The sequence below is a fragment of the Amycolatopsis sp. NPDC114478 genome, assembly GCF_055633805.1.
Genome location: NZ_JBVKDO010000003.1, coordinates 127,556 through 152,901 on the forward strand (window position 1 = coordinate 127,556; position 25,346 = coordinate 152,901).

A 25,346-nucleotide genomic window follows, 5' to 3' on the forward strand; every position below is an offset into this window, starting at 1 on the left:
AGCCCCGTCCCCCGCCAAGGGTAGGCAATCCTTTACCCGCACGGACAGCGCCGGACGCAGCAACCACCCGGAGGCGCCAGTCCGCATCACCCGCCGGTGACGCACGGTGCACGAAAAAGGCCCTCTTCCCGGCGAACCGGGAAGAGGGCCCCTCCGAAAGCACTCAGCCCTGGGCGATCTTCTTCGCCAGGTTGTCGTCCAGCGTCGCGAGGAACTCCTCGGTCGTCTGGTACGGCTGGTCCTTGCTGATGAGCAGCGCGAGGTCCTTCGTCATCTGGCCGGCCTCGACCGTCTCGACGACGACCTGCTCCAGCTTGTTGGCGAAGCCGATCAGCTCCTGGTTGCCGTCCAGCTTGCCGCGGTGCTCGAGGCCGCGGGTCCAGGCGTAGATCGACGCGATCGGGTTCGTCGACGTCGGCTTGCCCTGCTGGTGCTGGCGGTAGTGCCGGGTGACCGTGCCGTGCGCGGCCTCGGCCTCGACGGTCTTGCCATCCGGCGTGCGCAGCACCGACGTCATCAGGCCGAGCGAGCCGAAGCCCTGCGCGACCGTGTCGGACTGGACGTCACCGTCGTAGTTCTTGCACGCCCAGACGTAGCCGCCCTCCCACTTCATCGCCGCGGCGACCATGTCGTCGATCAGGCGGTGCTCGTAGGAGATGCCCTTGGCGTCGAAGTCGGCCTTGAACTCGTTCTGGAAGATCTCCTCGAACACGTCCTTGAACTGGCCGTCGTAGGCCTTGAGGATGGTGTTCTTGGTGGAGAGGTAGACCGGCAGGCCGCGGTCGAGGCCGTACTGCAGCGAGGCGCGCGCGAAGTCCTCGATCGACTTCTTGAAGTTGTACATCCCCATGGCGACGCCGCCGCCCTCGGGGAACTTCGCGACCTCGAACTCCATCGGCTCGGAGCCGTCGTCCGGGGTGTAGCTGATGGTCAGCGTGCCCGGGCCGGGGACCTTGAAGTTGGTCGCCTTGTACTGGTCGCCGTGGGCGTGGCGGCCGATGATGATCGGCTTCGTCCACGTCGGCACCAGCCGCGGGATGTTCTGGATGACGATGGGCTCGCGGAAGATCACGCCGCCGAGGATGTTGCGGATGGTCCCGTTCGGGGACAGCCACATCTTCTTGAGGCCGAACTCTTCGACGCGCGCCTCGTCCGGGGTGATCGTGGCGCACTTGACGCCGACGCCGTGCCTCTTGATGGCGTTCGCGGCGTCGATCGTGACCTGGTCGTCGGTGCGGTCCCGCTCCTCGATGCCGAGGTCGTAGTAGTCCAGGTTCACGTCCAGGTACGGGTGGATCAGCTTGTCCTTGATGAACTGCCAGATGATGCGGGTCATCTCATCGCCGTCGAGTTCGACGACGGTGCCCTGGACCTTGATCTTGGCCATGAGCAGCGGTGCTCCTTCCGCGGATCTTCGCGTTCTTCTTCTAAGTCTCGCCGGTAGCGGTACAAGCGTACTGCTTGACCGTCCTGGATGGTTCCAGTAGTGGCCGGTATCAAGTCTCCCCCCGCCGATTGTGGCCGGGGTCACCGGGCACGACCTGCCGTTGGACCGATCCGACCGCTCGCCGAGCGACCGTCGCGCGACGGGGTGAACCAAGGCACGATGCGACCCGTGAACTCATCATGCGGGAGGTGACGGCCATGTCGACCCATCGGTACGCCGAGTACGAAGACGACTACGAGGACTACGACGACACGACGGAAGCGCTCGACGAACGGCCGCGCCGCGGCGTCGCCCACCTGGTCAGCGCGCTGGGCGGGCTGCTGCTCACCCCGGTCGCGCTGGGGCTGCTGAGCTGGGGCGGGCTGCGCCAGCAGCAGCTGATCCAGGCGACGCTGAGCACCAACCGCGACCCGCTGGGCATCGCGCTGCTGGCCGGCGGGGCGATCCTGCTGCTGGTCGTCGCCGCGCTCGGCGCGCTGTCGGCGGCCGGCCCGATCCTCGGCGGCCTGATCTACGGCGTGCTGCCCGGGGTGGCCGCGATGGCCGTGCCGAAGTGGGGCTTCAAGCTGGTCAACCTGATGCCGAAGAGCGACATCGCGTACGGCGTCATGGACTTCCTGTTCATCGGCGGCCTGCTCGGCGTCGGGTTCCTGCTGGTCGGCAGCGGACTGGCCAACGCGCTGGTCCGGCGGCGCCGCGAGGCCTGAACCGGGCCGGTGGGATCATCGGGCGATGGGTTTGTTCACCGTCGCGGAGGCACGCGACGAACTGGCGCGGCTGCGGCCGGTCCTCGACGAACTGGTGCGCGTCCGGGCCGACGCTGCTGAGCTCGCGGCGTCACTGCGCCCGGGCGGGCGGGTTACCGAGCTGGGCGGGTTGCCCGAGTGGAAGGCCGCGCAGGCGCGGCTCGACGACCTGATGACGACGGTCCAGCACACCGGCGCCGAGCTCAAGGGGTTCGCGCCGCTGCTGATCGACTTCCCGGCCGAGCTCGACGGCACCGACGTGCTGCTGTGCTGGCTCGAAGGTGACCGCGAGCTGGGCTGGTACCACCGCACCGACCTGGGCTTCGCGGGCCGTCGGCCGCTGAAAATCGCTGGTGGCGCCCGCTAGGTTGGGTCGGTGACCGACAACACCCGCGCCGCCTTCTTCGACGAGACCGCCGAGCACTACGACCAAGACGATTTTCACGCTTTGGTGGCCGACGCGCTGGTTTCGCCACTGCCCGCCTCGCCGGGGCTCGTTCTCGACGTCGCCACCGGGACGGGTTTCGCGGCGTACGCGGCGTTGCGGCTGAAGCCTTCGCGCGTGCTGGCTGTCGACTTGTCGCCGGCGATGGTGGCCCGCGCCGAGGCGAAGGCGCCTTCGCTGGATCCGGCGGGCGTGATCACGTGGCAGGTCGGCCCCGCGGTGCCGATGCCTTCACCGGACGGGTCGGCCGACGTCGTGCTGTGCGCGTCTTCGCTGCACTTCCTGGGCGCGGTCGCGTTCGCGGACTGGCTGAGGGTGCTCCGGCCGGGTGGGCGGCTGGCGTTTTCGGTCGTGTCGGGATCGCGGTTCAAGCCGTCCGGCCCGTTCGCGGAGTTCGTGCCGGCGGACCTGTCGTTCCCGCTGGACGAGACCGGGGCCGGCGCGCTGGCCGCGTCGGCGGGATTCGTCGAGGTGTCGGCCCGGACATTCACCGTCGACGGCGGCGACCGGGTCCGGAGCGTCTTCCTGGTGCACGCCACGGCGCCGTGAACCTGGACCGCTTCGCCGACGGCCATCTGACGGAGGTCGCCGTGCGCGGGAGCGGGGTCACCGCGCGGCTGGAGGCCTACGCGGACTACCGCCGCGTGCCCGGTGACGTCTCGGTGGTCGAAGTCTTCGAGCTGACGGCGGATCCGGCCGACCTCGAACTGGCCGAGCCGCCGGTCGCCGACCACGTCATGGAGGAGCCGACGTCGTGGGAGCGCGACGGCCGCCGCACGATCGAGTTCTTCGCGCCGCTGCGGATCCGGGTGACGGCCGGTGGTGCCCGCGCCGTCCGCAAACGTTTGCACCTTCGACTTCGCCGAGCTGCCCGCGCTCGGGCCCGACGTGGTCTGGCGGATCCTCGGCGGCGACGCCGGTACGCCCGCCGATCCCGACGGCTGGTTCCTCCAGCGCCGAGGCCGGCTGGCGACCTCACCCACCGGCGTCTTCTGCCGGACGGCGGCGAACCGCGTCACCTTCGAACGCCGCGACGCCGACGACGAGCCGTGGCAGGCCGTGCGGCTGGCCGGAGCAGCGAAGGCGCCCCGCGTGTGGTGCGGCAACTGCGTGTTCCAGCCCCCGTGGCGCGGCTCAGGCCGTGAAGTGGACCTCGCCGCGGGTGGCCGGGCCGTCGGGGCTGTCGCAGCGCTGGACGAACGTCGCGTCGAGGCCGGTTACCGTGCCGTCCGCCGCGCGGTCCAGGCGGTCCACCGTGAAGTCCGCGTAGACGTCGCCGCAGCCCAGGCCGCCGCTGACCACCAGGAAGCCCGGCGTGTCCGTCGCCGGGTCCTCGGTCCAGCGGTAGCGCGCGCCGGTGTACGTGCCGGTGTGCAGCGTTTCGCCCGCCGGCGGGCTCATCTCGACCCGCAGGTCGCTGAACCCGGACTGGACGTCGACCTTCAGGACTCCCGCGTTGACCCATACCCGGACCTCGTCGCCCGGCCCGGCGTAGTGCGCGGTGCCGTGCAACGGGTGCGAGCCTGCCTCCGCGACGTAATCGACCGTCTGCACCGGGTCTGCCGAAGCGACCGGCACGAGCGCCACGCCCAGCCCGGCCGCCGCCGTCAGGACCACGCACGCACGACGAAGTGACTTCACGGAACCTCCCCAGTCCGAGCCGCTCTCCGCGGCACCGCCGATCATGCTGCCAGCGTCGGCGAGGTCCGGACAGGGGGTTTCTACTCAGCGGTGCAGCGACGCGCCCTTGAGGATCTTGTCCACCGCGTTCTTCGGGCCGTGCACCGCGAGCCCGGCCAGCGCCAGCTTCTCCCCCGCGACCGCGCGGACCGCCGCCCGGTTGTCGACGTCGTTGCCCGTGTGGAACAGCTCGTCGGTGAAGATCGAGATCCGCAGCCCGCGGCCCAGGGCCCGGGCGTGCGCCGCCGTCAGGACGTCCCCGGTTCCGCTGAACACCATCACCGGCTGGCCGAACATCGGCAGGTACTCCGTGCCGTCGGCGTCTTCGTAGGGCTCGCCCATCAGCTCCGGCGTCACGTGGGCGATTCCGCTCACCAGGAACGCGGTGACGTTGAGCCGCTGCCAGGACGCCAGGTCGTCGCGGAGCAGGACGGCGATCTTCGTGTCGAAGGAACTCATGCCGGACAGACTCGCCCGCCGGCCACCCGCGCGTCTTGTACGTTCTAAACATGGCGCAGGTCGAAGCGTGGCGGCCGGCGGTCCCGGGGATCGCCGAGGTCTTCCACGCGCGCTTCACCACCCACGCCTACCCGCTGCACACGCACGACACCTGGACGCTGCTGATCGTCGACGACGGCGTCATCCGCTACGACCTCGACCGCCACCACCACGGCGCGCTCGGGCCGGCTGTGACGCTGCTGCCGCCGAACGTCGCGCACGACGGGCGCGCCGCCACCAGCCACGGCTTCCGCAAGCGCGTGCTCTACCTGGACACGTCGGTGCTGGGCGAGGACCTGATCGGCGCGGCGGTCGACCAGCCGAGCGTCGCCGACGGTGTGCTGCGCACCCGCATCCACCAGCTGCACGAGGCGCTCGTCCACCCCGGCGACGCGCTGGAGGCCGAGAGCCGGCTCGCGCTGGTGGCCGACCGGCTGCGCACCCACCTGGGGCACCCGGCGACGCCCGAGCCGAAGCGCGGACTGGCCGACGACCTGCGGGACCTCCTCGACGCTCGCCTACCGGACGCCCTGACCCTCGCCGAAGCGGCGTCGACGCTGGGGGCGCATCCGGCGCACCTGGTCCGCTGCTTCGGGGCGCGGTTCGGGCTGCCGCCGCACCGCTACCTGACCGGCCGCCGCGTCGACCGCGCGCGCCGGCTGCTGCTCGCCGGCGCCCCGGCGGCGGAGGTCGCGGCGGTCACCGGGTTCACCGACCAGGCCCACCTGACGCGGCACTTCAAGCGCTACCTCGGGACGACGCCGTCGCGGTACTCGAAAGCTCGTTGACCTGCCGGGCGGTTGTGTCAAGATGACCGCATGCTGCGCGAACTGCACCTGACCGGCGACCCGGCCGCCGACAAGCTGCTCAACGACGACCCGTTCGCCCTGCTCGTAGGCATGCTCCTCGACCAGCAGTTCCCGATGGAGCACGCGTTCGCCGGGCCGCGGAAGATCGCCGACCGCATGGACGGCTTCTCGCTCGCGAAGATCGCCGTGACCGACGTCGAGAAGTTCGTCGAGATGTGCGTGGTGCCGCCGGCCATCCACCGCTACGGCGGCTCGATGGCCCGCCGCGTGCACGCGCTCGCGCAGCACATCATCGAGAACTACGACGGCCGCACCGAGGGGCTCTGGCTCGACGGGCGCCCGAAGCCGGACGGGCCGGAGGTCCTCAAGCGCCTACGGGCCCTGCCGGGCTTCGGCGAGCAGAAGGCGAAGATCTTCCTGGCGCTGCTGGGCAAGCAGCGCGGCATCCAGCCGAAGGGCTGGCGCGAGGCAGCGGGCGCGTACGGCGACCGCGGGTCACGCCGGTCGATCGCCGACGTCACCAGCGCCGAGACGCTCGCCGAGGTGCGGGCGTTCAAGAAGGCGGCGAAGGCCGCGGCCAACGCGGGCTAGCGGACCCAGACGCGCAGCGGGCCCAGCGGCTCGGCACCGTGGTCCAAGGCGACGCGCAGGGCGTCGCCGTGTTCGTAGCCGACCACTGGGTGGCCGGGGAACGCTGCCGCCACCGCCGCGACCGCGGCGGGCCAGCCGTCGGCCGGGCCCGCGAAGTTCGACAGCCCGACGACGCCGTCGCCGCGATGGGCCACGACTGCGTTCTCGCCGCGGGACAGCACCGCCACCGACGTCCCCAGCGGCGAACCGGCGCGCCGCCAGCCCGGCTCGGGGACGCCGGGGCCGCACGCGAGCCACATCGCCTCGAACAGCAGGGAAAAGCCCGGCAGCGCCAGCGTCGCGAAACTGTCCTTCACCGAGCAGCCTGCCGAGCCGTCGACGAAGGGGAGGACGTCGGCGGCCGTGGCGTCCGGGGTGAGTGTCACGGCGTCCGGGTAGTACTCCGGCGTTCGCGTGCGGCTCGCCCAGGCCCGCCGGCCGAACCGGCCCCCGCAGACCAGGTCGCACCAGGCCGCGTTCTCCGCGACCGCTAGTTCCGCGCGAACCACAGCACGTCCGGCTCGCCGCGCGGGACTTCCACCGCCACCTCGCGCACCGAAGCGAAGTGCTCCCGTAGCCGCGCGGCGAACGTCGGGGCCGCTCCCGCGCTCCACACCGCCAGCACGCCTCCCGGGTTCAGCAACTCCTTCAGCCGGGACAGCCCGGCACCGGAATACAGCGCGGTATTGCCCTCCGTGACCGTCCACTCGGGACCGTTGTCGATGTCGAGGCACAGCGCGTCGAACCGGTCGGACGGCGAGGCCAGCCACGTGACCAGGTCCGCCTCCACCACCCTCACGCGCGGATCGGCGAGCGCGTCGCCGTGGACCGTCCGAAGTGGACCCGAGCGGTTCCACTCGATCACCGCCGGCTCGCGTTCGACGACCACGACCGAACCCGCGCCCGCGTCGAGGGCCGCGCGCAGCGAAAAGCCGACGCCGAGGCCGCCGATCAGCACCGCCGCTCCCGTCGTCACCGCGCCGGTCACCAGGAGGCGCTCGGACTCGCCGTTGCGCGTGTCCATCAGGAACACGCCGTTCTCGATCACTTCGAGCGCTTCGCCGTCGCGCCGCAGGACCAGCTCGCCGCCGCGGCCCGCGACCGTCTCCACCAGTTCGACCACGTTCCGACCTTCTCACAGCAGGCCAGCGAGTTTGTAGAGAACCAGACTGCCCGCCACCGCGACGTTGAGGCTCGCGCCCGTGCCCACCATCGGGATTTCGACGACGGTGTCGAGAAGGTCGAGCACCTCCGGGGGAATCCCGGTCTGCTCGTGGCCGAGCACGGCGATCGTGCGGCCGCGGGCGGCCGGGAGGTCCCCCAGCCGCACCGCTTCCTCAGCCAGCTCGACGCCGACGACCCGTGTGCCCGCCGCGCGTTCGCGGGCCAGCCAGCCCGGCGGGTCGTGCACCCAGTGCACGCATGCCGGGCGCCGCAACGTGTTCCCGCGCCGCAACGCCTCCGGGACCCACGGGAACCGCGGTACCGCGAGGCACGCGCCGACCGCGTCGCACGTGCGCAGCAGCGTGCCGAGGTTCGCGCCGTGCAACGGCCAGAGCGGGGCGGCCACCAGGTGGCCCCAGCAGGGATGTGCCTTGTTCCGCCGGAACTTCCGCAGCTCGCTCGGCGTGCGGACCCGGACCGCGGGGCTCACCGGCGCCGAGGCGCGGCGCCTCCGATTTCATCGATCATGCGGAAATTCTAACCCGTTCGCCGGGACCACCGGGCGATCCGCGCTCCTACCCTGGACGCGGAGGTGAAGGCCATGCACGCAGGAGTGGGAGACGAAATCCAGGTACACGGCCGTACCGTCGGATCGGCCGAGCAGCGCGGCGAGATCCTCGAAGTCCGCGGGCCCGACGGCGCCCCGCCCTACCTGGTGCGGTTCGCCGACGGGCACGAGGCACTCGTCTACCCCGGGCCCGACTGCGAAGTCCAGGCCCACGCCGACTAAGCGGCGACCGGCTCGCGGACCCGCCCCCACGCCGCGCTGAGGAGCAGCAGCGCGAGCAGCGTCAGGGCGGCCGCGACCTCGGGCAGGACCAGCGGGCCGCCGGAGTCGAGCACCGCGCCCCCGACCACGCCGGACAGGCCGACGCCGAGGTAGATCGCCGACGCGTTGAGCGAGAGCACCAGGCCGGCGTGGCCCGGGGCCAGCTCGATCAGCCGGTGCTGCACCGGCGGGCTGAACGACCACGTCGCCATGCCCCACACGAACAGCGCGACGCCGGCCGTGATCGGGGTCGCCGTCGCGATCGGCAGCAGCGCCATGACGACGGTGATCGCGGCCGTCACGACGAGCAGCGGCGCGCGCGAACCCCAGCGGTCGGCCGCCCGGCCGCCGGCGAAGTTGCCGATCGCGCCGCCGACGCCGTAGCAGAAGAGCAGCACCGTGACCGCCGTGCCGTGCAGGCCCGCGGTGGCGGCCAGCAGCGGCGACACGAACGTGTAGACCATGAACGCGGCGAGGCACCCGAGGACCGTCACCGCCAGCATGACGAGCACGCGCGGGTCGCGGCCGGCGGCGAACCGTTCGGCCAGGGTGACCCGCGGCGGCGCGGCGACCGACGGCAGCGCCACCCGCACGGCCAGCGCGCTCGCCAGCGAGAACGCGGCGACCAGCGCGAACGCCGTCCGGTAGCCCAGGTGCTGCGAAATGAGGCTGCCCAGCGGTACGCCGAAGATGAGCGCGACGGTCAAGCCGCCGAACACGAGCGCGATCGCGCGGCCCCGGCGTTCCGGGGCGGTCAGCTGGGCCGCGACGGCGCTCGCCGCGGGGGTGAACACCGCAGCGCCGATCGCGGTCACGACCCGGGCCAGCAGGAGCGTGCCGTAGCCCGGCGCCAGCGCGGCGAAGAGGTTGCCGGCGGCGGTGACGACGAGCGCGGCGACCAGCAGCGTCCGGCGTTCCCAGGTGCCGGTGACGGCGGCGAAGATCGGCGAGCCGACCGCGTACGCGATGGCGAAGGCCGTGACGAGCTGCGCCGCGGCGGTCGCCGAGACGTGCAGCTCGCCGGTCAGCGCGGGCAGCAGCCCGGCGACGATGTAGCCGCTGGTCCCGACGCCGAACGCGCCGAAGGCCAGCACCGAGATCCTCGAGGACGAGGGGTTGGACATGGGTGGGTCCCCCAAGCGGAGCGGGCGATTGGTTCGATGAACGTCGTAGTTCGACGACTACCGTACTACGCCACTCCGACAATTTCGATCGGCGTCGTACAATGGGTCCATGGCCAAGACCGTCACGCTGCCGCCGATCGTCCACCCGACGCCGGACGAGATCACCGTCGAAGGCGTGCTCCGCGCCCTCGCCGACCCGGTGCGACTGGCGATCGTGCGCCAGCTCGCGGCCGTCGACCACGAGGTCGCGTGCGGCAGGCTGACCGTGCCGGTGACCAAGTCCACACTCACCCACCACCTGAGCATCCTGCGCCAGGCCGGGGTCGTGGCCGGCCGCCAGGAGGGGACGACCCGGTTCAACTCGTTGCGCCGCAACGATCTCGACGCGCTGTTCCCGGGCCTGCTGAACGGCGTCCTGGCCGCCCAGCGCTGATCACGGCGTTACGGTGTGGATCGTCACCTGATATCGGGATGACAACGACCCCGCTCGCTTGTTGGACTGTCGGTAGGCAGCTCACGGCGCTGGGGCCATGCGGCTGCCTTTCCTTTTGAACCTCCACTGAACCGATCCAGTGACCTCGGCCACGAGATCGGCCAAGTAATCGATTTCTCATACCTGGAAGGAGTGCCGTGCCCGTCGCGCTGCTCGCGCTCGCCATCGGAGCTTTCGGCATCGGGACCACCGAGTTCGTCATGATGGGCGTGCTGCCCCAGGCGGCCGCCGACTTCGGCGTCGACATCCCGACCGCCGGCTACCTCATCTCCGCCTACGCCCTCGGCGTCGTCGTCGGCGCCCCGCTGCTCACCGCGGTGGCCGTCCGGCTGCCGCGCAAGACCATGCTGCTGGCCATGATGGGCCTGTTCACGGTGGGCAACGCCCTCTTCGCGCTGTCGCCCAACCAGGAGTTCGGCGTCGCGTTCCGGTTCCTGGCCGGCCTGCCGCACGGCGCGTTCTTCGGCGCCGGCGCGGTCGTCGCGTCCAGTTTGGTCGGACCCGGCCAGCGCGCGAAGGCCGTGTCGATGATGTTCCTGGGGCTGACCCTGGCCAACGTCATCGGCGTCCCGCTGGGGACGCTGCTGGGCCAGCAGGTCGGCTGGCGCGCCACCTTCGGCGTCGTCGCCGTGATCGGCCTGGTCGCCGCTGCGGCCATCGCGAAGCTGGTGCCCCACCAGGGCAAGCCCGCCGACGCGTCGCTGCGGGGTGAGCTCGGCGCGTTCAAGCGGCCGCAGGTGCACCTGGCGCTGGCGATCGTCACGTTCGGGCTCGGCGGCGTGTTCGCCTGCCTGTCCTACATCACGCCGATGCTGACCGACGTCGCCGGCTACTCGCCGTCGAACGTCACGCTGCTGCTGTCCCTGGCCGGCGTCGGCATGACGATCGGCAACCTGCTCGGCGGCCGCCTGGCCGACCGCGCGCTGATGCCGGGCCTGTACGCGGCGCTGCTGTCGCTGGCCTGCGTGCTCGGGATCTTCACGATCACGGCGCAGGGCAAGGTCGGCGCGGCGATCACGATCTTCTTCGTCGGCGTCGCCGGGTTCATGATCGGCCCGATGATGCAGGCGCGGATCATGGAGAAGGCGGGCGGCACTCCGTCCCTGGTGTCGGCCGCCGTCCAGTCCGCGTTCAACATCGCCAACTCGATCGGGGCGTACCTCGGCGGGCTGGTGATCGCGGGCGGGCTCGGCCTGGTCGCCCCGAACTGGGTCGGTGCGCTGCTGGCGGTCTTCGGGCTCAGCCTGGCGATCGTCTCCGGCACCTTGGACCGCCGCGACGCCCGCGCCGAACGGCGTGAGCTGGCCATGGCGTCCTAAGAGGCCTCGAAAGGCGCCACTTTCCCTGGGAAAGTGGCGCCTTTTCGGCGTTCGGGCTCGGCCCGGTCTACGACCCATCGCCGCCGCGCTCAATAGGGGCCTACCTCGGCGGGCTGGTTGATCGCGGGCTCGGCCTGGCGATCGTCTCCGGCACCTTGGACCGCCGCGACGCGAAAGCCGAACGGCGTGAGCTCGCCATGGCGTCCTAAGAAGACGCGAACGGGCCGCCGGTGATCGTCAAGGCCACGTACAGCACCGCTGCCGCCAGCCCGGTGTAGGTCACGATGTCCACGACCTTGCCGCGGATCGCGAGCAGCCCGGCCCTGGCGGTCGGCAGCACCGCCCGCAGCACCGCGGCGAGGAGGAGCGCGGCGCCGATCAGCGCCGCGCCCTCCCGCCAGTGGTACTGGACGATCCTCAGCGCGGCCACGGCCACCACCAGCAGCACCGCCGCGAACGGGAGCTGGGTGAACCGGGACTGCCTGTTCCGGCGGTCGTCGACGTCCCGCCGGTCCTCGGTCATCGTCATCGGCCCTGGACCGAGCGCTCCGCCGCTTCGACGACGTTGCTCACGAGCATCGCCCGCGTCATCGGGCCGACGCCGCCCGGGTTCGGCGAGATCCAGCCGGCCACCTCGGCCACGTCCGGGTGAACATCGCCGGTGAGCTTGCCGTCCACGTGGGACACGCCGACGTCGAGCACCGCCGCGCCCGGCGCCACCATGTCCGGCGTGATGATCCCTGGCACGCCAGCCGCGGCGACCACGATGTCGGCCCGGCGGACCTCGGCGGCGAGGTCGCGGGTGCCGGTGTGGCAGAGGGTCACGGTGGCGTTCTCGCTGCGGCGGGTCAGCAGCAGGCCGAGCGTCCGGCCGACGGTGATGCCGCGGCCGACCACCGTGACGCGCGCGCCGTTCAGCTCGACGCCGTGGCGCTTGAGCAGCTCGATGATCCCGTACGGCGTGCACGGCAGCGCGCCCCGCTGGCCGAGGACCAGGCGGCCCAGGCTGACCGGCGCGAGGCCGTCCGCGTCTTTCTCCGGGTCGATGCGCTCGAGGACGCGGTTCGCGTCGAGGTGCTTCGGCAGCGGCAGCTGGACGATGTAGCCGTGGCACGCCGGGTCGGCGTTCAGCTCGTCGATGACGGCTTCGAGCTTCTCCTGGGTGATGTCGGCCGGCAGGTCGCGGCGGATCGAGTTGACCCCGATCTTGCCGCTGTCCGCGTGCTTCATCCGCACGTATGAATGCGACCCGGGGTCGTCGCCGACCAGGACGGTGCCCAGGCCCGGCGTCACCCCCTTCGCGGCCAGCGCCGCGACGCGCGGCTCGAGCTCCGCGAAAATGGCGTTCTTGGTGGCCTTGCCGTCGAGAATCTTCGCCGTCACGGGGCCCATTCTGGCAAAGCGACCCCCGCGCGTCGCTTCCAGGCGTGGGTGGTCGCTGCCCGTAGACTGGTCGCTACCCCACACGGTCCACTCGCGACGCTCGCCGCGATCAAGCTGTGATCTACCGCACTTCGCATCACGCGAGGTCAGACCGGGTGCCGCCGGGTCGGCGAGCGGCAAAACCCACATGCGGGGTGCACACGCGCGCGCGAACAGTCAAAATGTGCGGGTGGCACAACCGACGACGCAGCTGAACGCGACCGAGCAGGACACCCTGGTCAAGCAGATCGGACTTGCTCTGCTCCGTGCCGCCCCGCGCGACTGGCGCAAGGTCACCGCGGAGTACCGAGCCGTCGGGAGGTACCACGAGCTGACCGGCGAGATCGTCACCGAAGACGGCACCTCCCACGAGTGGCTCGCCACCCACGACATCGCGACCCTGTTCGGCAGGCTGCGCGGGGGCATGTACCGCGACGGCCGCGGAACGTGGTTCAACGCGCGCTACCAGCTGGACCACCCGTCCAGCTACAACCTCGAGTACAACCGCGACGAGCCGGTGTGGAACCTCGCGCCGCCGCCGCAGGCCTACTCCGACGAGCTGCGGATGTTCCCGCGCACCGAGGAGAACGTGCCCGAGTGGCTGATCCGGCGGATGTCCGGGCTCGGCCCGGAGCAGCCGGGTCCGCACTTCCGGATCGCCCGGATCTTCGACACGATCGGCCCGGCCGGCCGCCCGGTGATCAACCGCCCCGACCTCGAGGTCGAGGAGCAGGACCGGCTGCTGGAGTACCTGGACCACGCGCCGCTGGTCGTCACCGAGCGCGGCTACGACATCGACCGGCTCGCCGCGACGCCCGAGGCCACCGTGCCGGTCGCCTTCCACAGCGACGGCCAGTGGATCTGGCCCGCCGCCGTCAACTTCTACCTGCGCAAGTACGGCGTCTCGCCGGAGCTGGACCTGGTCGAGCACGTCCGGGCGGTCGGCTTCACGCTGCCGCCGGTCGACGAGCCGACGCTGCAGGCCGCCGGCGCGTACCTGACCCGGGGCAACCAGCCGCCGCCGCAGCGTCCGGGCGGGCCGCCGCCGCAGGGCCCGCCGCCGCAGCAGCAGGCACCCCAGGGCCCGCCGCCGACCATGGTCGCGCCGGCCCCGGGCATCGTCGCGCCGCCGCCCCAGCACCAGGAGCCGCCCGCGCCGGTGGACGCCGCCCACGCCCCCGAGGCGCCGGCCGAGGAGCACGGTTACCCGCAAGAGGCCGAGTTCGCCGAGGAGGCCTACGACGACCGGGAGTTCGAAGACCGCTTCGCCGAGGAGGACTCCTACGGCGAGGAGGAGTACGAGCACCCCGAGCACGCCGCGGGCTCGAACGGCACGTCGCCGGAGCCGGGCCGGGTGCCCGACCTCGAAGAGACCGCGGAGTACGTCCCCGACCAGCCGATCGGGCACGAGGAGGAGCCGCACGACGGCGCCGCGTTCGACGCCCCGCACGAGGCCGAGCCGGCGCACGGCGAGGACGACGAGCACCCCGCGTTCGACGCCGGCCAGCACCGCGAGGACGAGCACGCCGCGCACCGGGAGGACGACGAGCCGGCCGCGTTCGCGCCGGAGCCCGCCGGTTTCCAGGCCCACGCCGACGAGGAGCCGCCGGGCTTCCAGCCGCGGCCGGACGAGCCCGCGCACGCGGCCTTCGAGCCCGGCCGGCCCCGGCAGGAGGAGCCCGCGCACGCCGGGTTCCAGCCGCCGCGGCGCGAGGAGCAGCCGGCGTTCGACCCCGGCCCGCCGACCATGCTCACCCAGCCCGAGGTGCCCGGCGTCATGCCGGTGCCGGAGCCGCCGGCCCCCGCGCCCCAGGCCGAGCCCGCTGCGCCCCGCTCGGGCCGCCGCGCGCTGCGCCGCGAGACCCCGGACCACCCCGTGCTCGCCGGCCTGCAGGCCAAGCTGGACGAGCTCGAGGTGCCCGAAAGCGGCTACAAGCTGGGCGAGCCCGCCGAGCACGGCTGGAGCGTCGAGGAGGTCGACGAGGGCTGGCGCGTCGGCTGGTACGACGGCAAGCTCAGCAACCCCGCGGTGTTCGGCGACGCCGAGGACGCGGCCGCGTTCATGCTCGGCAAGCTGCTGCTCAACCCGGAGGGCCACGTGCCCGAACCGGAGCCGGAGCACGAGCCCGAGCCCGAGCCGGAACCGGCGCCGCAGCGGGTCGTCGCGACGGTGTCGCCGGAGGTCGCGACCGGGTCGTACCCGGTCCGCAAGCCGGAACCGGTGCCGCCGCAGGAGCAGACGGCGTTCACGAGCGCCGAGGAGCTCTTCGGCGACCTCGAGGACGACGAGCCGCCGGCCCCGCCGCGTCAGCCCGCCCCGCCCGCGCCGGTCCCGGCCGGACCGCCGCCGCTGGCGCAACAGCAGGCCGGCCCGCCGCCCGCGGCTCCCGCGCCGCCCCGGCGCGAGCCGCCGTCGGCGCCGACCGTCCTGGCCGCTCCGGTGCCGCCGAGTGCCCCGCTGGTCCCGCCGCCCGCACCGGCCGTCCCGCCGGCGCCCCCGCGTCGTGAGGAGCCGGCCCGCCCGGCCGTCAACGGCGGGGGCGGTGGTGGCCAGCAGCAGTGGCCGATCGGGCCGCTGGCCGGCGAGCCGCCGCTTACGTTGTTCCGCGGCAAGGAGCTGCGCGAGCTGCCCGCGGGCAGCGAGCTGGACCGCTTCGGCGGCCCGAACGGCAACCTGACGTACGCGGCGGGCACGCCGTTCGCCGAGCGGTCGCTGGTGCCCGAGTGGGTGAACCGGCCGTACCACGTCTACCGCGTGCAGCGGCCGCTGGAGACGCTGGCCGGCGTCGCGATCCCGTGGTTCAACCAGCCGGGCGGCGGGTCGGCGTACCTGCTGCCGGCGTCGATCGAGGAGCTGCTGGCCGAGGGCGACCTGATCGAGCTCGACCCGGGCGAACCCCCGATCGACTGAGTCCCGCTTCGAGGGCCCCGGCGCCGCCGGGGCCTTCGTCGTGTCAGCGGATGACGAGCCCGTGCGCGGCGGCGAAGGCGATGGCGGTCTCGACGTCGACCTGGGCACCCCGCAGATCGGCCTGGACCAGGGCGTTCGCGTCGAGTCGCGCGCCGCGCAGGTCCGCGCCGTCGAACTTGGTGCCCTGCAGGCGCGCGCCGGTCAGGTCGCTGCCGCGCAGGTCGGCGCCGGTGAGGTCGGCCTCGGTCAGGTTGGCTTCGCGCAGCCGCAGCCCGGACAGACCCAGCCGGCGCAGCCGCGCCTTCGCGAGCGACGCCAGCGAGAGGTCGCACTCGGTGAGGGCGATCCCGCCGAACCCGCTGTCGGAGAACGACGAGCCGAGCAGCGAGCACGACGTCCAGCGGCTTTCGACGAGCACCGTGCGGTCGAAGGTGCACGAGCGGAACGCGGAGGCGTCGTGCCGCGAGCGGGACAGGTCGGCCCGGCCGAACACGCAGTCGTCGAACGTGCAGCCGCGCGTCCGCAGCCCGCTCAGGTCCGCGCCGGTGAAGTCGCAGCCGGTGAACCGGCGCTTTTCCCACCACTGCCCGGACAACACCGCTTCGCGGTAGTCCTCCCCCGTCTCCAGCACGGGCCCCAGGGTGCCACACGGGTGCCGACGGCCCGCAACCGTCCACTAGCGAACGCGCGCTGCGGCGGCACTTCCTCCACGCCGTCGGCGCCGGCCCGAAGCAGCTGCACCGCGTCCGGCGGTTCCAGCGGTTCTTGCGCCTGCTGGAACCCCTCGCGGCCGGCCGGACGTCGCTGGCCGGGGTCGCCGCCGGACTCGGGTACGCCGACCAGTCCCACCTCGGCTGGGAATGCAGCCGCCTCTCCGGCTCCTCCCCCGCCTCGCTCGTGCGCGTGGCCGAAAAGTTCCAGACGCACGCGCCGCCCGCGCGCCAGGATCGTCCGCATGTTCCGAGTCACCATCGCGGTGCGCGCTGACAACCTCGACGTCCGCGGCCCGGTCTACCTCGCCTACGCCGACCACGCGCGCTGGGTGTGCGTCCAGACCGCCGGATCGGCCCGGTGAACCTGGAGACGACCGTGCGGTTCCACCGCGAACTCGTCCCGGGTGACGCAGGAGTTCCACGCGCCGGACGGCACGCTCGTCGCCGACGTCGCCAGCGTGTCCGGCCTGCTGGACCTGGACCGGCGGCGGCTGCTGCCCGACCCGGGCGCGTACTGGCGCGAGCTGGCCGCGCGGCCCGAACTGCTCGGCCTGGCCCGGAAAACCGCGTGATCTTTCCCGGCCCGCTCACTACCGTGTCGCCGTGCCCGACCACGACTACGTCGACCCGTACCTCGCCTCGCTCTACGACGCGCTGAACCCGCGCGAGAGCAGCGGCGACTTCGCGTTCTACCTGCCGATGATCATGGCCGCGGAGTCCGTCCTCGACGTCGGGTGCGGCACCGGGTCCCTCCTGCACTGGGCGCGCGAGTCCGGCCACGAAGGCCGGCTCGTCGGGCTCGACCCCGCCGAGGGCATGCTCGTCCAGGCTCGCCGCCGGGACGACATCGAGTGGGTGCACGGCGATTTGTCGACCGCGTCCTGGGAGGGCGAGTTCGACTTCGCCGTGATGACCGGGCACGCGTTCCAGGTGCTGCTGACCGACGACGAGCTGCGCACGGCGTTCGCGGCGATCCACCGCGCGCTGAAGCCGGGCGGCCGGTTCGGCTTCGAGACGCGCAATCCGGCACGGCGTGCCTGGGAGCGCTGGACTCCTTCGCACGTCTGGGAAACCGGCGGAGTGCGGTCGTGGAACGACGCCGGGCCCTTCGAGAACGGGTACGTCAGCTTCACGACTACGTACGAAAGTCCTCAGTGGGACGCGACGCAGTACAGCGAAAGCACGTTGCGCTTCCTCGACGTTCCGGCGCTTTCGACGTTCATCGAGGAAGCCGGTTTGGTCGTCGATGAGCAGTACGGCGACTGGGACCGCACGCCGGTGACCGGCGCGAGCCCGGAGATCATCACGATCGTCCGGCGCCCCCTCACCTGAAGTCGCGCGACTTCGCCTTGATCCGCATCGGCAGCGCCTCGACGCGGTCGGCCAGCACGCTGATCACGCCGTCGGCCTTCTCCACCACCCCGCGGATCAGCAGCGCCGGGCTGGCGCGCGCGACGCGGTGGTAGCGCTGCCACAGCCCGAGCGTGCAGATCACGTTGACCATCCCCGTCTCGTCCTCGATGTTGAGGAAGGTGACCCCGCCCGCGGTCGCCGGGCGCTGGCGGTGCGTGACGGCGCCGCCGATCAGCACGCGCGCGCCGTCGTCGAGGTCGGCCAGGCCGTTCGCCGGGACGACGCCGAGCGCATCGAGGCGGTCGCGGATGAACTCGGTCGGGTAACTGTCCGGCGAGACCCCGGTCGCCCAGACGTCCGCCGCCGCGAGGTCCAGGCCGTCCATGCCGGGCAGCGTCGGGGCTTGTGTGCCCACCAGGCCCGGCAGCTTCTCCGGACGTTCCCCGGCGACGGCGCCCGCGGTCCACAGCGCCTGCCGCCGGTCGCCGCCGAACCCGGCGAACGCACCGGCCGTGGCCAGCGCCTCGATCTGCGGGGTCGTCAGCCGCACGCGGCGGGCGACGTCGGCCATGTCGGAGTAGTCGCCGTTCGTGAGCCGCTCGGCCACGATCCGCTTCGCGATGTCCTCGCCGATCATCCGGACGGTGCTCAGCCCGGTGCGCACGTCGTGGAACTTCCCGGGGCCGGCTTCGAGGGTGGCGTGCGGGAGGCTGCGGTTGATGTCGGGGCCGTGCACCGTGACGCCGTGGCGCCGCGCGTCGGCGACCAGCGACTGCGGTGAGTAGAAGCCCATCGGCTGCGCGCGCAGCAGGCCAGCCAGGAACGCGTCCGGGTGGTAGAGCTTGAAGTAGGCACTGGAGAACACGAGGTGCGCGAAGCTCAGCGCGTGGCTCTCCGGGAAGCCGAAGTTCGCGAACGCCTTGAGCTTCAAGAAGATCTTCTGCGCGAGTTCGTCTTCGACACCGTTCGCGGCGGCGCCTTCGAGGAACCGCTGCCGCAGCCGTTCCATCTTCCGGTCCGACCGCTTCGACCCCATCGCGTGCCGCAGCTGGTCGGCCTCCGCCGCGGTGAAGTTCGCGACGTCCAAGGCGATCTGCATCATCTGCTCCTGGAACAGCGGCACGCCGAGGGTCTTTTCCAGGGCCGTCGCCAGCAGCGGGTGGTCGTAGTCCCACTCCTCGACGCCCTGCTTGCGCCGGATGTACGGGTGCACCGAGCCACCCTGGATCGGGCCGGGCCGGATCAGCGCGACTTCGACGGCGAGGTCGTAGAACTTCTTGGGCTTGAGGCGGGGCAGAGTGGCCAGCTGCGCGCGGCTTTCGACCTGGAACACGCCGATCGCGTCGGCGCGGCAGAGCATGCCGTAGATGTTCTGGTCGGTGAGGTCCAGCTCGGCGAGGTCGATCTTCTCGCCCTTGTACTCCTCGACGAGGTCGAGCATGTAGTGCAGCGCCGAGAGCATGCCGAGGCCGAGCAGGTCGAACTTGACGAGCCCGGCGGCCGCGCAGTCCTCCTTCTCCCACTGGATGACGCTGCGGTTCTCCATCCGCGCCCACTCGACCGGAACGACCTGGCTCACCGGCTCGTGGCACATGACCATCCCGCCGGAGTGGATGCCCAGGTGCCGCGGGAAGTCCTCGAGCGCGAACGCGAGCTGGACGACCTCGTCCGGGATGTCGTGGTCGTGGTCCTTTTCGGTGCTGCGCAACGAACCCCAGCGGTCGATCTGCTTGCTCCAGGCGTCCTGCTGGCCCGGCGAATAGCCGAGCGCGCGAGCGGCGTCGCGGACGGCGGACCGGGCGCGGTAGGTGATGACGTTCGCGACCTGCGCGGTTCTGAGCCGGCCGTGTTTCTTGAAGACGTACTGGATGGCCTCTTCGCGACGGTCGGACTCGATGTCGAGGTCGATGTCCGGGTAGCCGTCGCGGTCCGGGGCGAGGAAGCGCTCGAAGAGCAGCTTGTTGGCCACCGAGTCGACCTTCGTGATGCCGATCGCGTAGCAGACGGCCGAGTTCGCGGCCGAGCCGCGGCCTTGGCACAGGATTTTGTGGTCGTTGCAGAACCGGACGATGTCCCAGACGATCAGGAAGTACCCGGGGAAGCCGAGCTGCTCGATGATCGCGAGTTCGTGCTCGATCTGTTCTTGCGCTTTTTCCTCGTGGGGCTTGCCTTTGAAGCGTTCTTCAGCGCCTTTCCGGGTGAGTTTTCTGAGGTACGTCGCTTCGGTTTCGCCTTTTGGTACGTCGAAGGGCGGCAGCTTCGGGGCGATCAGCTTGAGCGGGAACGCGCATTCCATGCCCAGCAGGGCCGAGCGGCGGACGGCCCCGGGGTAGCGCCGGAACAGGACCTCCATTTCGGCGCCACTGCGCAGGAACGCCGTCCCGGCCGCGGGGAGCCAGCCCTCCAGCTCGTCGATGCCGCGGCGGGCGCGGATCGCGGCGAGGGCGTCGGCGAGCGGGGCACGTTCCGGGCGGGCGTAGTGCGCGGCGGTGGTGGCGACGGTGGGGAGGTGCAGTTCCTCGGCAAGTTTCGTGAGGACGTCGTTGTGGGTGCTGTCGAGCGGCTGGCGGTGGTCGGTGAGCTCGACGTAGACGTTGTCGTGGCCGAAGCGGTCGATCAGGTCGTTCAGCTTCTCCGCGGCGGCTCTTGGGCCGTGGTTGAGGAGGGCGGAGCGCACGGAGCCCTTGCGGCAGCCGGTGAGGACAACGCACTGCCCGGCGACCTCTTCGGCGACGGCACCGAGGTCGTAGATCGGCCGCCCCTTTTCGGCCTTCTCGTGGATCTGGCCGGCGGTGATGGCGCGGCAGAGGGCCCGGTAACCCTGGTCGCCGCGGGCGAGCAGCAGGAGGTGTTCGCCTTCGGGGTCGGCGACGCCGTTCTGGGGATTGGTGAGGCCGAAGCTGAGCTCGGTGCCGAAGACGGTGTTGACGCCGAGTTCCCGCGCGGCTTCGGCGAAGCGGACGACGCCGTACATGCCGTCGTGGTCGGTGAGGGCGATGGCGTCGAGCTGGAGGCGCGCGGCTTCTTCGACGAGCTCTTCGGGGTGGCTGGCGCCGTCGAGGAAGCTGAAGTTGGAGTGGCAGTGCAGTTCGGCGTAGGGGACGCGGACGGTCTCGCCGCCGTCGTCGTTGCGCCGGGTGGGGAGGTCACCGGGACGTCGGTAGGCCTCCCGGCGCCGGCCCCAGGCGGGGCTGTCGCCGTGGTCCCCGGGAGGAACCCCGCCGGCGAGGGTGCGGGCGAGGTCCTTCCAGGGGACGGGTGGGTTGTTCCAGCCCATCTAGTGGCTCCCGGGCTGGTCGGGGTCGGTTTGCTGGCCCGCCGCGCGGTGGCGACGGTGCCAGTTGCTGGGATGGTTCCAGCGGCTGCGGGCTTCGGCTTCGCTCATGCCGGGCTGGCCGGTGATGGGGCCAGTGGCCGCTTCGCCGGGCAGGCGCCCGGGCCTCAACTCGCCAGCCTCACTCACACCGGACAGGTCGGTGATTGCTTCGCCGGGCAGGCGCTGGTTTCGCGAGCGCCACTCGCCGATTTCGCCCGCGCTGGGCTGATCAGCTGCAGCCTCGCTGGGCAAGCGCCGACTCCAGGGCCGCCGCTCGCCAGCCTCGCTCATGCCGGGCTGCCCGGTGGCGGCCTCGCCAGGCACGCGCCCGTTCCGGAACCTCAGCTCATCGGCCGCTTTGCCGCGCGGCGTGCGGTTGCGTGAGCGCCGGTCGTCGGGGCTGCTCATGCGGCAGCCGTTCTCCTCCGATGCTCGCGGGACCGGCAGCGCGATCACCGGGCACACCCACTCCTCCTCGAGTTCCTCCACAACCTCCTCCTGCGGGAGCCGGCCGCGGACCGTCCAGCGGTCCGGGTCCGCCTGGGGCGCCGGCACTTCGCGCAGCCACTCGCGCTCCTCCTCCGCTCGGCGCGGGGTTGCCTCCGGTTCGGCGCTCAGCCAGGCCTGGAGCTTGCGTGCGTAGTCCTCGTCCATGCTCAGTCGTACACTCCCTCGACCGTCCACAGTGGATTTTCCGTGCCCGCGCAGTGCAGGAGCACCGCCTCGGGCGGGTCGTCCGGTTCGCCGGCGAGCAGCAGCTGCACCCGCGCGCGCCGCGGGCCCGGTCTTCGGCGGTCGCCCGCCAGGGGCCACGGGCCCGCCCACCCCACGACCTCCCGCCGCGGGCCGCCGGTGATGCTCAGGCCGTGCGGGACCGACGTCAGCTGGTCGCGCGCCGAAATGCCGACCGGGCTGCCCTCGGCGTCGAAGACCTGGGCCGGCACCGGGCGGTCGAGGACCGTCGCCGGGGACGGCGCCGGCAGCCGTCCGGGCCACGTCGCGTCCGGGGGCGTCACCGGCTCGCGCTGGTCGCCCCACGGCACCAGCCGGACGCGGCCCGCCGGGTCGCGGCCGCCGTCGAGCAGCGGCGTCACCACGCCCTCCGGCCCGAGCAGGCCCTGGACGCGCACGAACGCCCGCGCCGCGCGCTCGTCTTCCTCTTCGGAACCGCCGTTCCGCCACAGGTCGAGCTGCAGCGAACGCCCCTCGACGACCTCCTCGGGTTCCAGCCGCAGCCGCACCACGCCGGACGTCGGGCGCTGCCCTGGTGCCGCGCGCAGCCAGCCCTCGAACTGCCAGCGCACGCGGTCGGCGACCCCGGTGGGCGTCAGCGGTTCCGCGCACCGCCACGCGCGGCCGAGGTGTTCGCCCTCTTCGGTGACCGCGTAGATGCCGAGCCGGGTGCAGGCCAGGCCGTGGCCGGCGAGCCCGGCGCAGAACCGCGCGGCGAGGCCCTTGGCGAGGAACGCGGCGACGTCGACCCGCTCGACGACCGGGTCGAACTCCTCGGTCAGCGTCAGCTCGGGCGGCGGGCTCCGTCGCAGCGGCGGCCGTTCGGACCGCCCCCGCGCCAGCCGGTGGGCCAGCACGCCGGCGGCGCCGAACCGGTTGACGACGTCGCGTTCCGGCAGTTCCGCGAAGGCCCCGAGGGTGCGCAACCCGAGGCGCCGCAACAGGTCGACGAGCTCCGCGCGGTCGGCGCCGGGCTGGTCGAGCTCGGTGACGGGCAGCGGCGCGAGGAACTCGGCGACGCGCCCGGGTTCGACGAACTCCCCGCACCGCGCGGCGAGTGTGGCGGCGAAGAGCCCCTCGGCGACGCCGACCTGGCATTCGACGCCGGCCGCGGCGGACACCTCGTCGACGAGCCGTTCGACGAGGGCGTGCTCGCCACCGAAGTACCCGGCGGCACCGTCGACGGGCACGGCGACGAGCCCGGGCCGCACGACCTCGACCCCGACGACGAGCCCTTCGACGGCCCGCGCGACGGCTTCGAAGAGCCGGGCATCCCGGCCGTCATCGACGGCGAAGACGGCCAGGTCCGGACAGTTCGACTGCGCTTCCCGCCGCCGCAGCCCCCGCCGGACACCGTTGCGCCGGGCGGCGGCATTGCTCGCGACGACCCGGTTGGCACTGAAGACGGCGGCGGGGGTGGTGACGGGCACGCCACCGGCGGCCGCGGCGGCGGCGACGGGCCAGTCCGGACACCAGAGGACGAGCATCCGGGTGGCGAGCTCACCGGACCGCCGTTGCGCGGGGACGGTCATGAGGCCTCCCCGCGAGGAGTGCGGGTGTGGCTCGGGTGCGTGAGTGGAAGGCGCGCGGCCTCGGGCAGGCGGCCCGGTGCCGGGCGCAGGGGGCCGCGCGGGCGGCACGGTGCCAGTCGCGCGGGAGCGGGCGATGTTGTCCACAGTGGACTGACTGCGGTCATGCCGTCGCCTCCCCGCGGAGGGAGCGGGAAAGCGAACCCGCGGCCGAACCGGAAGCGGCGGCCGAGGCGGCGCGGCCGGAAAGCGGTGCTGCGGCAGCGGAGGCACCGGGCGAGCCAATGGGAGCGGAGACCAGGCCGGCGGTGGCGAGCGAACCAGCAGCACCGGCGGCGAGGCCAGGAGCCCCGAGCGAGCCGGTGGAAGCGGGAGCGCCGAGCGAACCAGCAGCACCGGCGGCGAGACCAGCAGCCCCGAGCGAGCCGGCGGAGGCGGCGGAGGCGGCGGCGCCAGCTACCGAACCCGCAGGACCGGGCAGCGCCAGCGAAGCCGTCACCGGACGAGCCGCGGCCCCCCGGCCGCGGGCCCGCACCGTCACCTCACGCTCGCGCAAGTGCCCGTAGCCACCCTCCAGCCCCCGCCACGCCGAAAACCGGCACGACAACTCGACGTCCGCCGCCGGCCACGCGCCGAACGCCAGCAGCACCGCCCCACGATGCCTGGCCCGGGCGGACAACCGGCGCGCCACCGCCGGCTGGACCGTCTCCGAATGGACCGCCACCAGGTCGACCCCGTCGAGCAGGGCCGCTACCACCGCCGGGAGCTCCACCCCCGGCCGCGGGACCAGCGCCACCCGGCTCAGGTCCACGCCGTACTCGGCCGCCGCCGCCAACCCCAGCGACGGCATGCCGACCACGGCCGCCCACGATCCGGCCGCGGTGGCTTCCGCCAGCAACGTGAGCAGCAGCGACGTTCCCCCGTGGACCGCCACCGTGCTCCCGCGCCGGAGCCCGGCGGCGGGCAGCAGCCCGGCCAGCGCCGGGGCGACCGGGAGCACCCTTCCCGTCACCCGCGCGCGCTCGGCCTGGGCCGCGACCCGGCTCGCCGTGCTGACCCCCGGCAGGGCCGCCAGCCGGGCCACCGGCGGCTCCACCACAGCGGTCACCGCACGCACCTCCCCACAACGGACCAGGCCGGCGGTCGGGCCTCTCCCAAAACACGACCGACGGCACACGTTCGCCGCGGGGAAGGCGGCGGTTCCACGTCGAACACTTGTTCGACGTGGACAAGTCAACCGCGAACCACCCGAGGTGTCAAGTCACCCACTGGTGGGGTACGAACCCTGGAACGCGAGGCGCGCGTCGGCCTCCGAAGCGATCCGCGCCAGGCGCTCGGGAACCCCGTGCGCCAGCAGCAACGCGTGCCCGGCCGGCTCGTGCGCCGAACCCGGCCCGGACAGCTCCGAGGGTTGCAGCACCTTCCCGACGTCGTGCGTGGCCGCGCCGAACAGCACCGCCTCGGCGTCGAACTGAACCCGGTCCGCGGCCCAGCGCGCAGGTGCGCCGCCAGCCGCGGCGGCGCGCCCAGCGTCTCCAGCAGCTCCCGCGCTCGCGAAGGCAGCGGCGCGAAACCCGGGGCGTCCAACGCGGCGCGCAGAAGATCGGTCACCCCGCCACGGTAATGAAGTTGCCCGCGCCGAACCTCGCTCGCTAGACAGACGCCGTGGAGCTCACCGAAGCCCGGCCCGAAGACTGCCCGGAACTGCTCGTCCTGCAACGCTGCTGCTGGGTCCAGGAGGCCGTCCTCAACGACACCCTCGACATCCCCGCGCTGCACGAAACCCTCGAAGACGTCCGCGACTGGACGAAGACGTGGTCGGTGTGGGTCCTGCGGGAGGACCACCGGCTGGTCGGCGCGGTGCGGGCCCGGCTCGAAGGCGACCGCTGGGAGCTGGGCCGGCTGATGGTCGCGCCGGACCTCGCCGGGCGCGGGCTCGGCCGGCGCCTGCTCGAGCACGCCGAAGCGCACGCGCCCGCCGAGGCGCGCCGGTTCGCCCTCTTCACCGGGGCCCGCAGCACCCGGAACATCACGCTCTACCAGCGCGCCGGCTACCGGCTCACCGACGCGCCCGACGCCGCCGGGCACATCAGCGGCGCGGTGTACCTCGAGAAAGACGTCACACAGCGCTAATAACCCGGTCTGCCCGCCTGACGCTGCGGCGTCGGCTAGATTCCCCGGTGGAC

General features: G+C 72.5%; 25 protein-coding genes and 3 pseudogenes. 13 read left to right on the forward strand and 15 right to left on the reverse strand.

Annotated elements, in window-relative coordinates; translation table 11 throughout:
* Positions 1-163: 163 nt before the first annotated feature.
* Complete coding sequence (locus tag ACZ7OH_RS09410) at positions 164-1,387, reverse strand: NADP-dependent isocitrate dehydrogenase (protein WP_470280429.1); 1,224 nt, start codon at positions 1,385-1,387, stop codon at positions 164-166.
* A gap of 257 nt (positions 1,388-1,644) precedes the next feature.
* On the opposite strand from ACZ7OH_RS09410, the gene ACZ7OH_RS09415 reads away from it, so the two are divergent.
* The 3 genes from ACZ7OH_RS09415 to ACZ7OH_RS09425 are packed head-to-tail and all read left to right on the forward strand — an operon-like array spanning position 1,645 to position 3,187.
* Positions 1,645-2,154 (forward strand): hypothetical protein, encoded by a 510-nt coding sequence (locus ACZ7OH_RS09415; RefSeq protein WP_470280430.1) that lies wholly within the window; start codon positions 1,645-1,647, stop codon positions 2,152-2,154.
* Between the two features lie 25 nt (positions 2,155-2,179).
* Entirely contained in the window at positions 2,180-2,560 is a 381-nt protein-coding gene (locus ACZ7OH_RS09420) for a DUF2203 domain-containing protein (protein WP_470280431.1), read from the forward strand.
* Between the two features lie 9 nt (positions 2,561-2,569).
* Positions 2,570-3,187 carry a class I SAM-dependent methyltransferase gene (locus ACZ7OH_RS09425; protein ID WP_470280432.1) on the forward strand — a complete coding sequence of 206 codons (618 nt, stop codon included), beginning with the start codon at positions 2,570-2,572 and terminating at the stop codon, positions 3,185-3,187.
* A gap of 585 nt (positions 3,188-3,772) precedes the next feature.
* On the opposite strand, the gene ACZ7OH_RS09430 is transcribed toward ACZ7OH_RS09425, so the two are convergent.
* A complete protein-coding gene (locus ACZ7OH_RS09430; RefSeq protein ID WP_470280433.1) occupies positions 3,773-4,279 on the reverse strand; it encodes a hypothetical protein in 507 nt (168 codons plus the stop codon).
* 84 nt (positions 4,280-4,363) lie between these two features.
* A complete protein-coding gene (locus tag ACZ7OH_RS09435) occupies positions 4,364-4,777 on the reverse strand; it encodes a DUF2000 family protein (protein WP_470280434.1) in 414 nt (137 codons plus the stop codon).
* A gap of 50 nt (positions 4,778-4,827) precedes the next feature.
* On the opposite strand from ACZ7OH_RS09435, the gene ACZ7OH_RS09440 reads away from it, so the two are divergent.
* Both ACZ7OH_RS09440 and ACZ7OH_RS09445 read left to right on the forward strand, forming a co-directional pair.
* Positions 4,828-5,604, forward strand: a complete 777-nt coding sequence (locus ACZ7OH_RS09440; protein WP_470280435.1) for an AraC family transcriptional regulator — start codon at positions 4,828-4,830, stop codon at positions 5,602-5,604.
* 30 nt (positions 5,605-5,634) lie between these two features.
* A complete protein-coding gene (locus tag ACZ7OH_RS09445) occupies positions 5,635-6,216 on the forward strand; it encodes an HhH-GPD-type base excision DNA repair protein (RefSeq protein ID WP_470280436.1) in 582 nt (193 codons plus the stop codon).
* Here ACZ7OH_RS09445 and ACZ7OH_RS09450 read toward each other — a convergent pair.
* The 3 genes from ACZ7OH_RS09450 to ACZ7OH_RS09460 are packed head-to-tail and all read right to left on the reverse strand — an operon-like array spanning position 6,213 to position 7,909.
* Positions 6,213-6,764 carry a hypothetical protein gene (locus tag ACZ7OH_RS09450; RefSeq protein WP_470280437.1) on the reverse strand — a complete coding sequence of 184 codons (552 nt, stop codon included), beginning with the start codon at positions 6,762-6,764 and terminating at the stop codon, positions 6,213-6,215. The two genes, ACZ7OH_RS09445 and ACZ7OH_RS09450, sit on opposite strands and share 4 nt — an antisense overlap.
* Positions 6,746-7,378 carry a spermidine synthase family protein gene (locus ACZ7OH_RS09455; protein ID WP_470280438.1) on the reverse strand — a complete coding sequence of 211 codons (633 nt, stop codon included), beginning with the start codon at positions 7,376-7,378 and terminating at the stop codon, positions 6,746-6,748. The genes ACZ7OH_RS09450 and ACZ7OH_RS09455 overlap by 19 nt, the downstream gene beginning before the upstream one ends.
* Before the next feature lie 12 nt (positions 7,379-7,390).
* Entirely contained in the window at positions 7,391-7,909 is a 519-nt protein-coding gene (locus ACZ7OH_RS09460; RefSeq protein WP_470280439.1) for a TrmH family RNA methyltransferase, read from the reverse strand.
* Positions 7,910-8,020: 111 nt separating this feature from the next.
* On the opposite strand from ACZ7OH_RS09460, the gene ACZ7OH_RS09465 reads away from it, so the two are divergent.
* On the forward strand, positions 8,021-8,209 hold the full coding sequence (locus ACZ7OH_RS09465) for a DUF1918 domain-containing protein (protein WP_284745509.1): 189 nt from the start codon (positions 8,021-8,023) through the stop codon (positions 8,207-8,209).
* On the opposite strand, the gene ACZ7OH_RS09470 is transcribed toward ACZ7OH_RS09465, so the two are convergent.
* Positions 8,206-9,372: an MFS transporter gene (locus ACZ7OH_RS09470; RefSeq protein ID WP_470280440.1), complete on the reverse strand. Its 1,167-nt coding sequence runs from the start codon at positions 9,370-9,372 to the stop codon at positions 8,206-8,208. The two genes, ACZ7OH_RS09465 and ACZ7OH_RS09470, sit on opposite strands and share 4 nt — an antisense overlap.
* Before the next feature lie 109 nt (positions 9,373-9,481).
* On the opposite strand from ACZ7OH_RS09470, the gene ACZ7OH_RS09475 reads away from it, so the two are divergent.
* Both ACZ7OH_RS09475 and ACZ7OH_RS09480 read left to right on the forward strand, forming a co-directional pair.
* Entirely contained in the window at positions 9,482-9,805 is a 324-nt protein-coding gene (locus tag ACZ7OH_RS09475; RefSeq protein WP_470280441.1) for an ArsR/SmtB family transcription factor, read from the forward strand.
* Between the two features lie 197 nt (positions 9,806-10,002).
* Positions 10,003-11,184, forward strand: coding sequence for an MFS transporter (locus ACZ7OH_RS09480; protein WP_470280442.1), 1,182 nt, complete (start codon positions 10,003-10,005; stop codon positions 11,182-11,184).
* A gap of 205 nt (positions 11,185-11,389) precedes the next feature.
* Here the strand turns inward: ACZ7OH_RS09480 and ACZ7OH_RS09485 are convergent, their stop codons facing one another.
* Both ACZ7OH_RS09485 and ACZ7OH_RS09490 read right to left on the reverse strand, forming a co-directional pair.
* Positions 11,390-11,713 (reverse strand): DUF3017 domain-containing protein, encoded by a 324-nt coding sequence (locus ACZ7OH_RS09485; protein ID WP_470280443.1) that lies wholly within the window; start codon positions 11,711-11,713, stop codon positions 11,390-11,392.
* Entirely contained in the window at positions 11,710-12,567 is an 858-nt protein-coding gene (locus ACZ7OH_RS09490) for a bifunctional methylenetetrahydrofolate dehydrogenase/methenyltetrahydrofolate cyclohydrolase (protein WP_470280444.1), read from the reverse strand. Before ACZ7OH_RS09490 ends, ACZ7OH_RS09485 begins: the two co-directional genes overlap by 4 nt.
* Before the next feature lie 223 nt (positions 12,568-12,790).
* Between ACZ7OH_RS09490 and ACZ7OH_RS09495 the strand changes: the two genes are divergently transcribed.
* Entirely contained in the window at positions 12,791-15,517 is a 2,727-nt protein-coding gene (locus ACZ7OH_RS09495; protein WP_470280445.1) for a glycohydrolase toxin TNT-related protein, read from the forward strand.
* A 43-nt stretch (positions 15,518-15,560) separates the two neighbouring features.
* Here the strand turns inward: ACZ7OH_RS09495 and ACZ7OH_RS09500 are convergent, their stop codons facing one another.
* On the reverse strand, positions 15,561-16,148 hold the full coding sequence (locus tag ACZ7OH_RS09500) for a pentapeptide repeat-containing protein (protein WP_470280446.1): 588 nt from the start codon (positions 16,146-16,148) through the stop codon (positions 15,561-15,563).
* Between the two features lie 56 nt (positions 16,149-16,204).
* Here ACZ7OH_RS09500 and ACZ7OH_RS09505 point away from each other — a divergent pair.
* From ACZ7OH_RS09505 to ACZ7OH_RS09515, 3 genes and pseudogenes are all read left to right on the forward strand, one after another.
* Positions 16,205-16,504: pseudogene (locus tag ACZ7OH_RS09505) on the forward strand (helix-turn-helix domain-containing protein); the annotation flags it as partial.
* Positions 16,473-16,802 (forward strand): annotated as a pseudogene (locus ACZ7OH_RS09510) (hotdog family protein). The pseudogenes ACZ7OH_RS09505 and ACZ7OH_RS09510, both read left to right, overlap by 32 nt.
* 31 nt (positions 16,803-16,833) lie before the next feature.
* On the forward strand, positions 16,834-17,562 hold the full coding sequence (locus ACZ7OH_RS09515; RefSeq protein ID WP_470280447.1) for a class I SAM-dependent methyltransferase: 729 nt from the start codon (positions 16,834-16,836) through the stop codon (positions 17,560-17,562).
* Here ACZ7OH_RS09515 and ACZ7OH_RS09520 read toward each other — a convergent pair.
* The 5 genes and pseudogenes from ACZ7OH_RS09520 to ACZ7OH_RS09540 all read right to left on the reverse strand — a co-directional run bounded on the left by ACZ7OH_RS09520 (position 17,555) and on the right by ACZ7OH_RS09540 (position 24,616).
* The gene (locus tag ACZ7OH_RS09520) at positions 17,555-20,860 is read right to left on the reverse strand and encodes an error-prone DNA polymerase (protein ID WP_470280448.1); all 3,306 of its coding nucleotides are present in this window, start codon (positions 20,858-20,860) and stop codon (positions 17,555-17,557) included. The genes ACZ7OH_RS09515 and ACZ7OH_RS09520 overlap by 8 nt on opposite strands.
* Positions 20,861-21,553 (reverse strand): hypothetical protein, encoded by a 693-nt coding sequence (locus tag ACZ7OH_RS09525; RefSeq protein ID WP_470280449.1) that lies wholly within the window; start codon positions 21,551-21,553, stop codon positions 20,861-20,863.
* Positions 21,554-21,555: 2 nt separating this feature from the next.
* A complete protein-coding gene (locus tag ACZ7OH_RS09530) occupies positions 21,556-23,118 on the reverse strand; it encodes a DNA polymerase Y family protein (RefSeq protein ID WP_470280862.1) in 1,563 nt (520 codons plus the stop codon).
* Between the two features lie 490 nt (positions 23,119-23,608).
* Positions 23,609-24,268: pseudogene (locus ACZ7OH_RS09535) on the reverse strand (hypothetical protein); the annotation flags it as partial.
* Positions 24,269-24,421: 153 nt separating this feature from the next.
* Positions 24,422-24,616: a hypothetical protein gene (locus ACZ7OH_RS09540; RefSeq protein WP_470280450.1), complete on the reverse strand. Its 195-nt coding sequence runs from the start codon at positions 24,614-24,616 to the stop codon at positions 24,422-24,424.
* 209 nt (positions 24,617-24,825) lie between these two features.
* Here ACZ7OH_RS09540 and ACZ7OH_RS09545 point away from each other — a divergent pair, with 209 nt between their 5' ends.
* Positions 24,826-25,293: a GNAT family N-acetyltransferase gene (locus ACZ7OH_RS09545; RefSeq protein WP_470280451.1), complete on the forward strand. Its 468-nt coding sequence runs from the start codon at positions 24,826-24,828 to the stop codon at positions 25,291-25,293.
* The last annotated feature ends 53 nt before the right edge of the window (positions 25,294-25,346 follow it).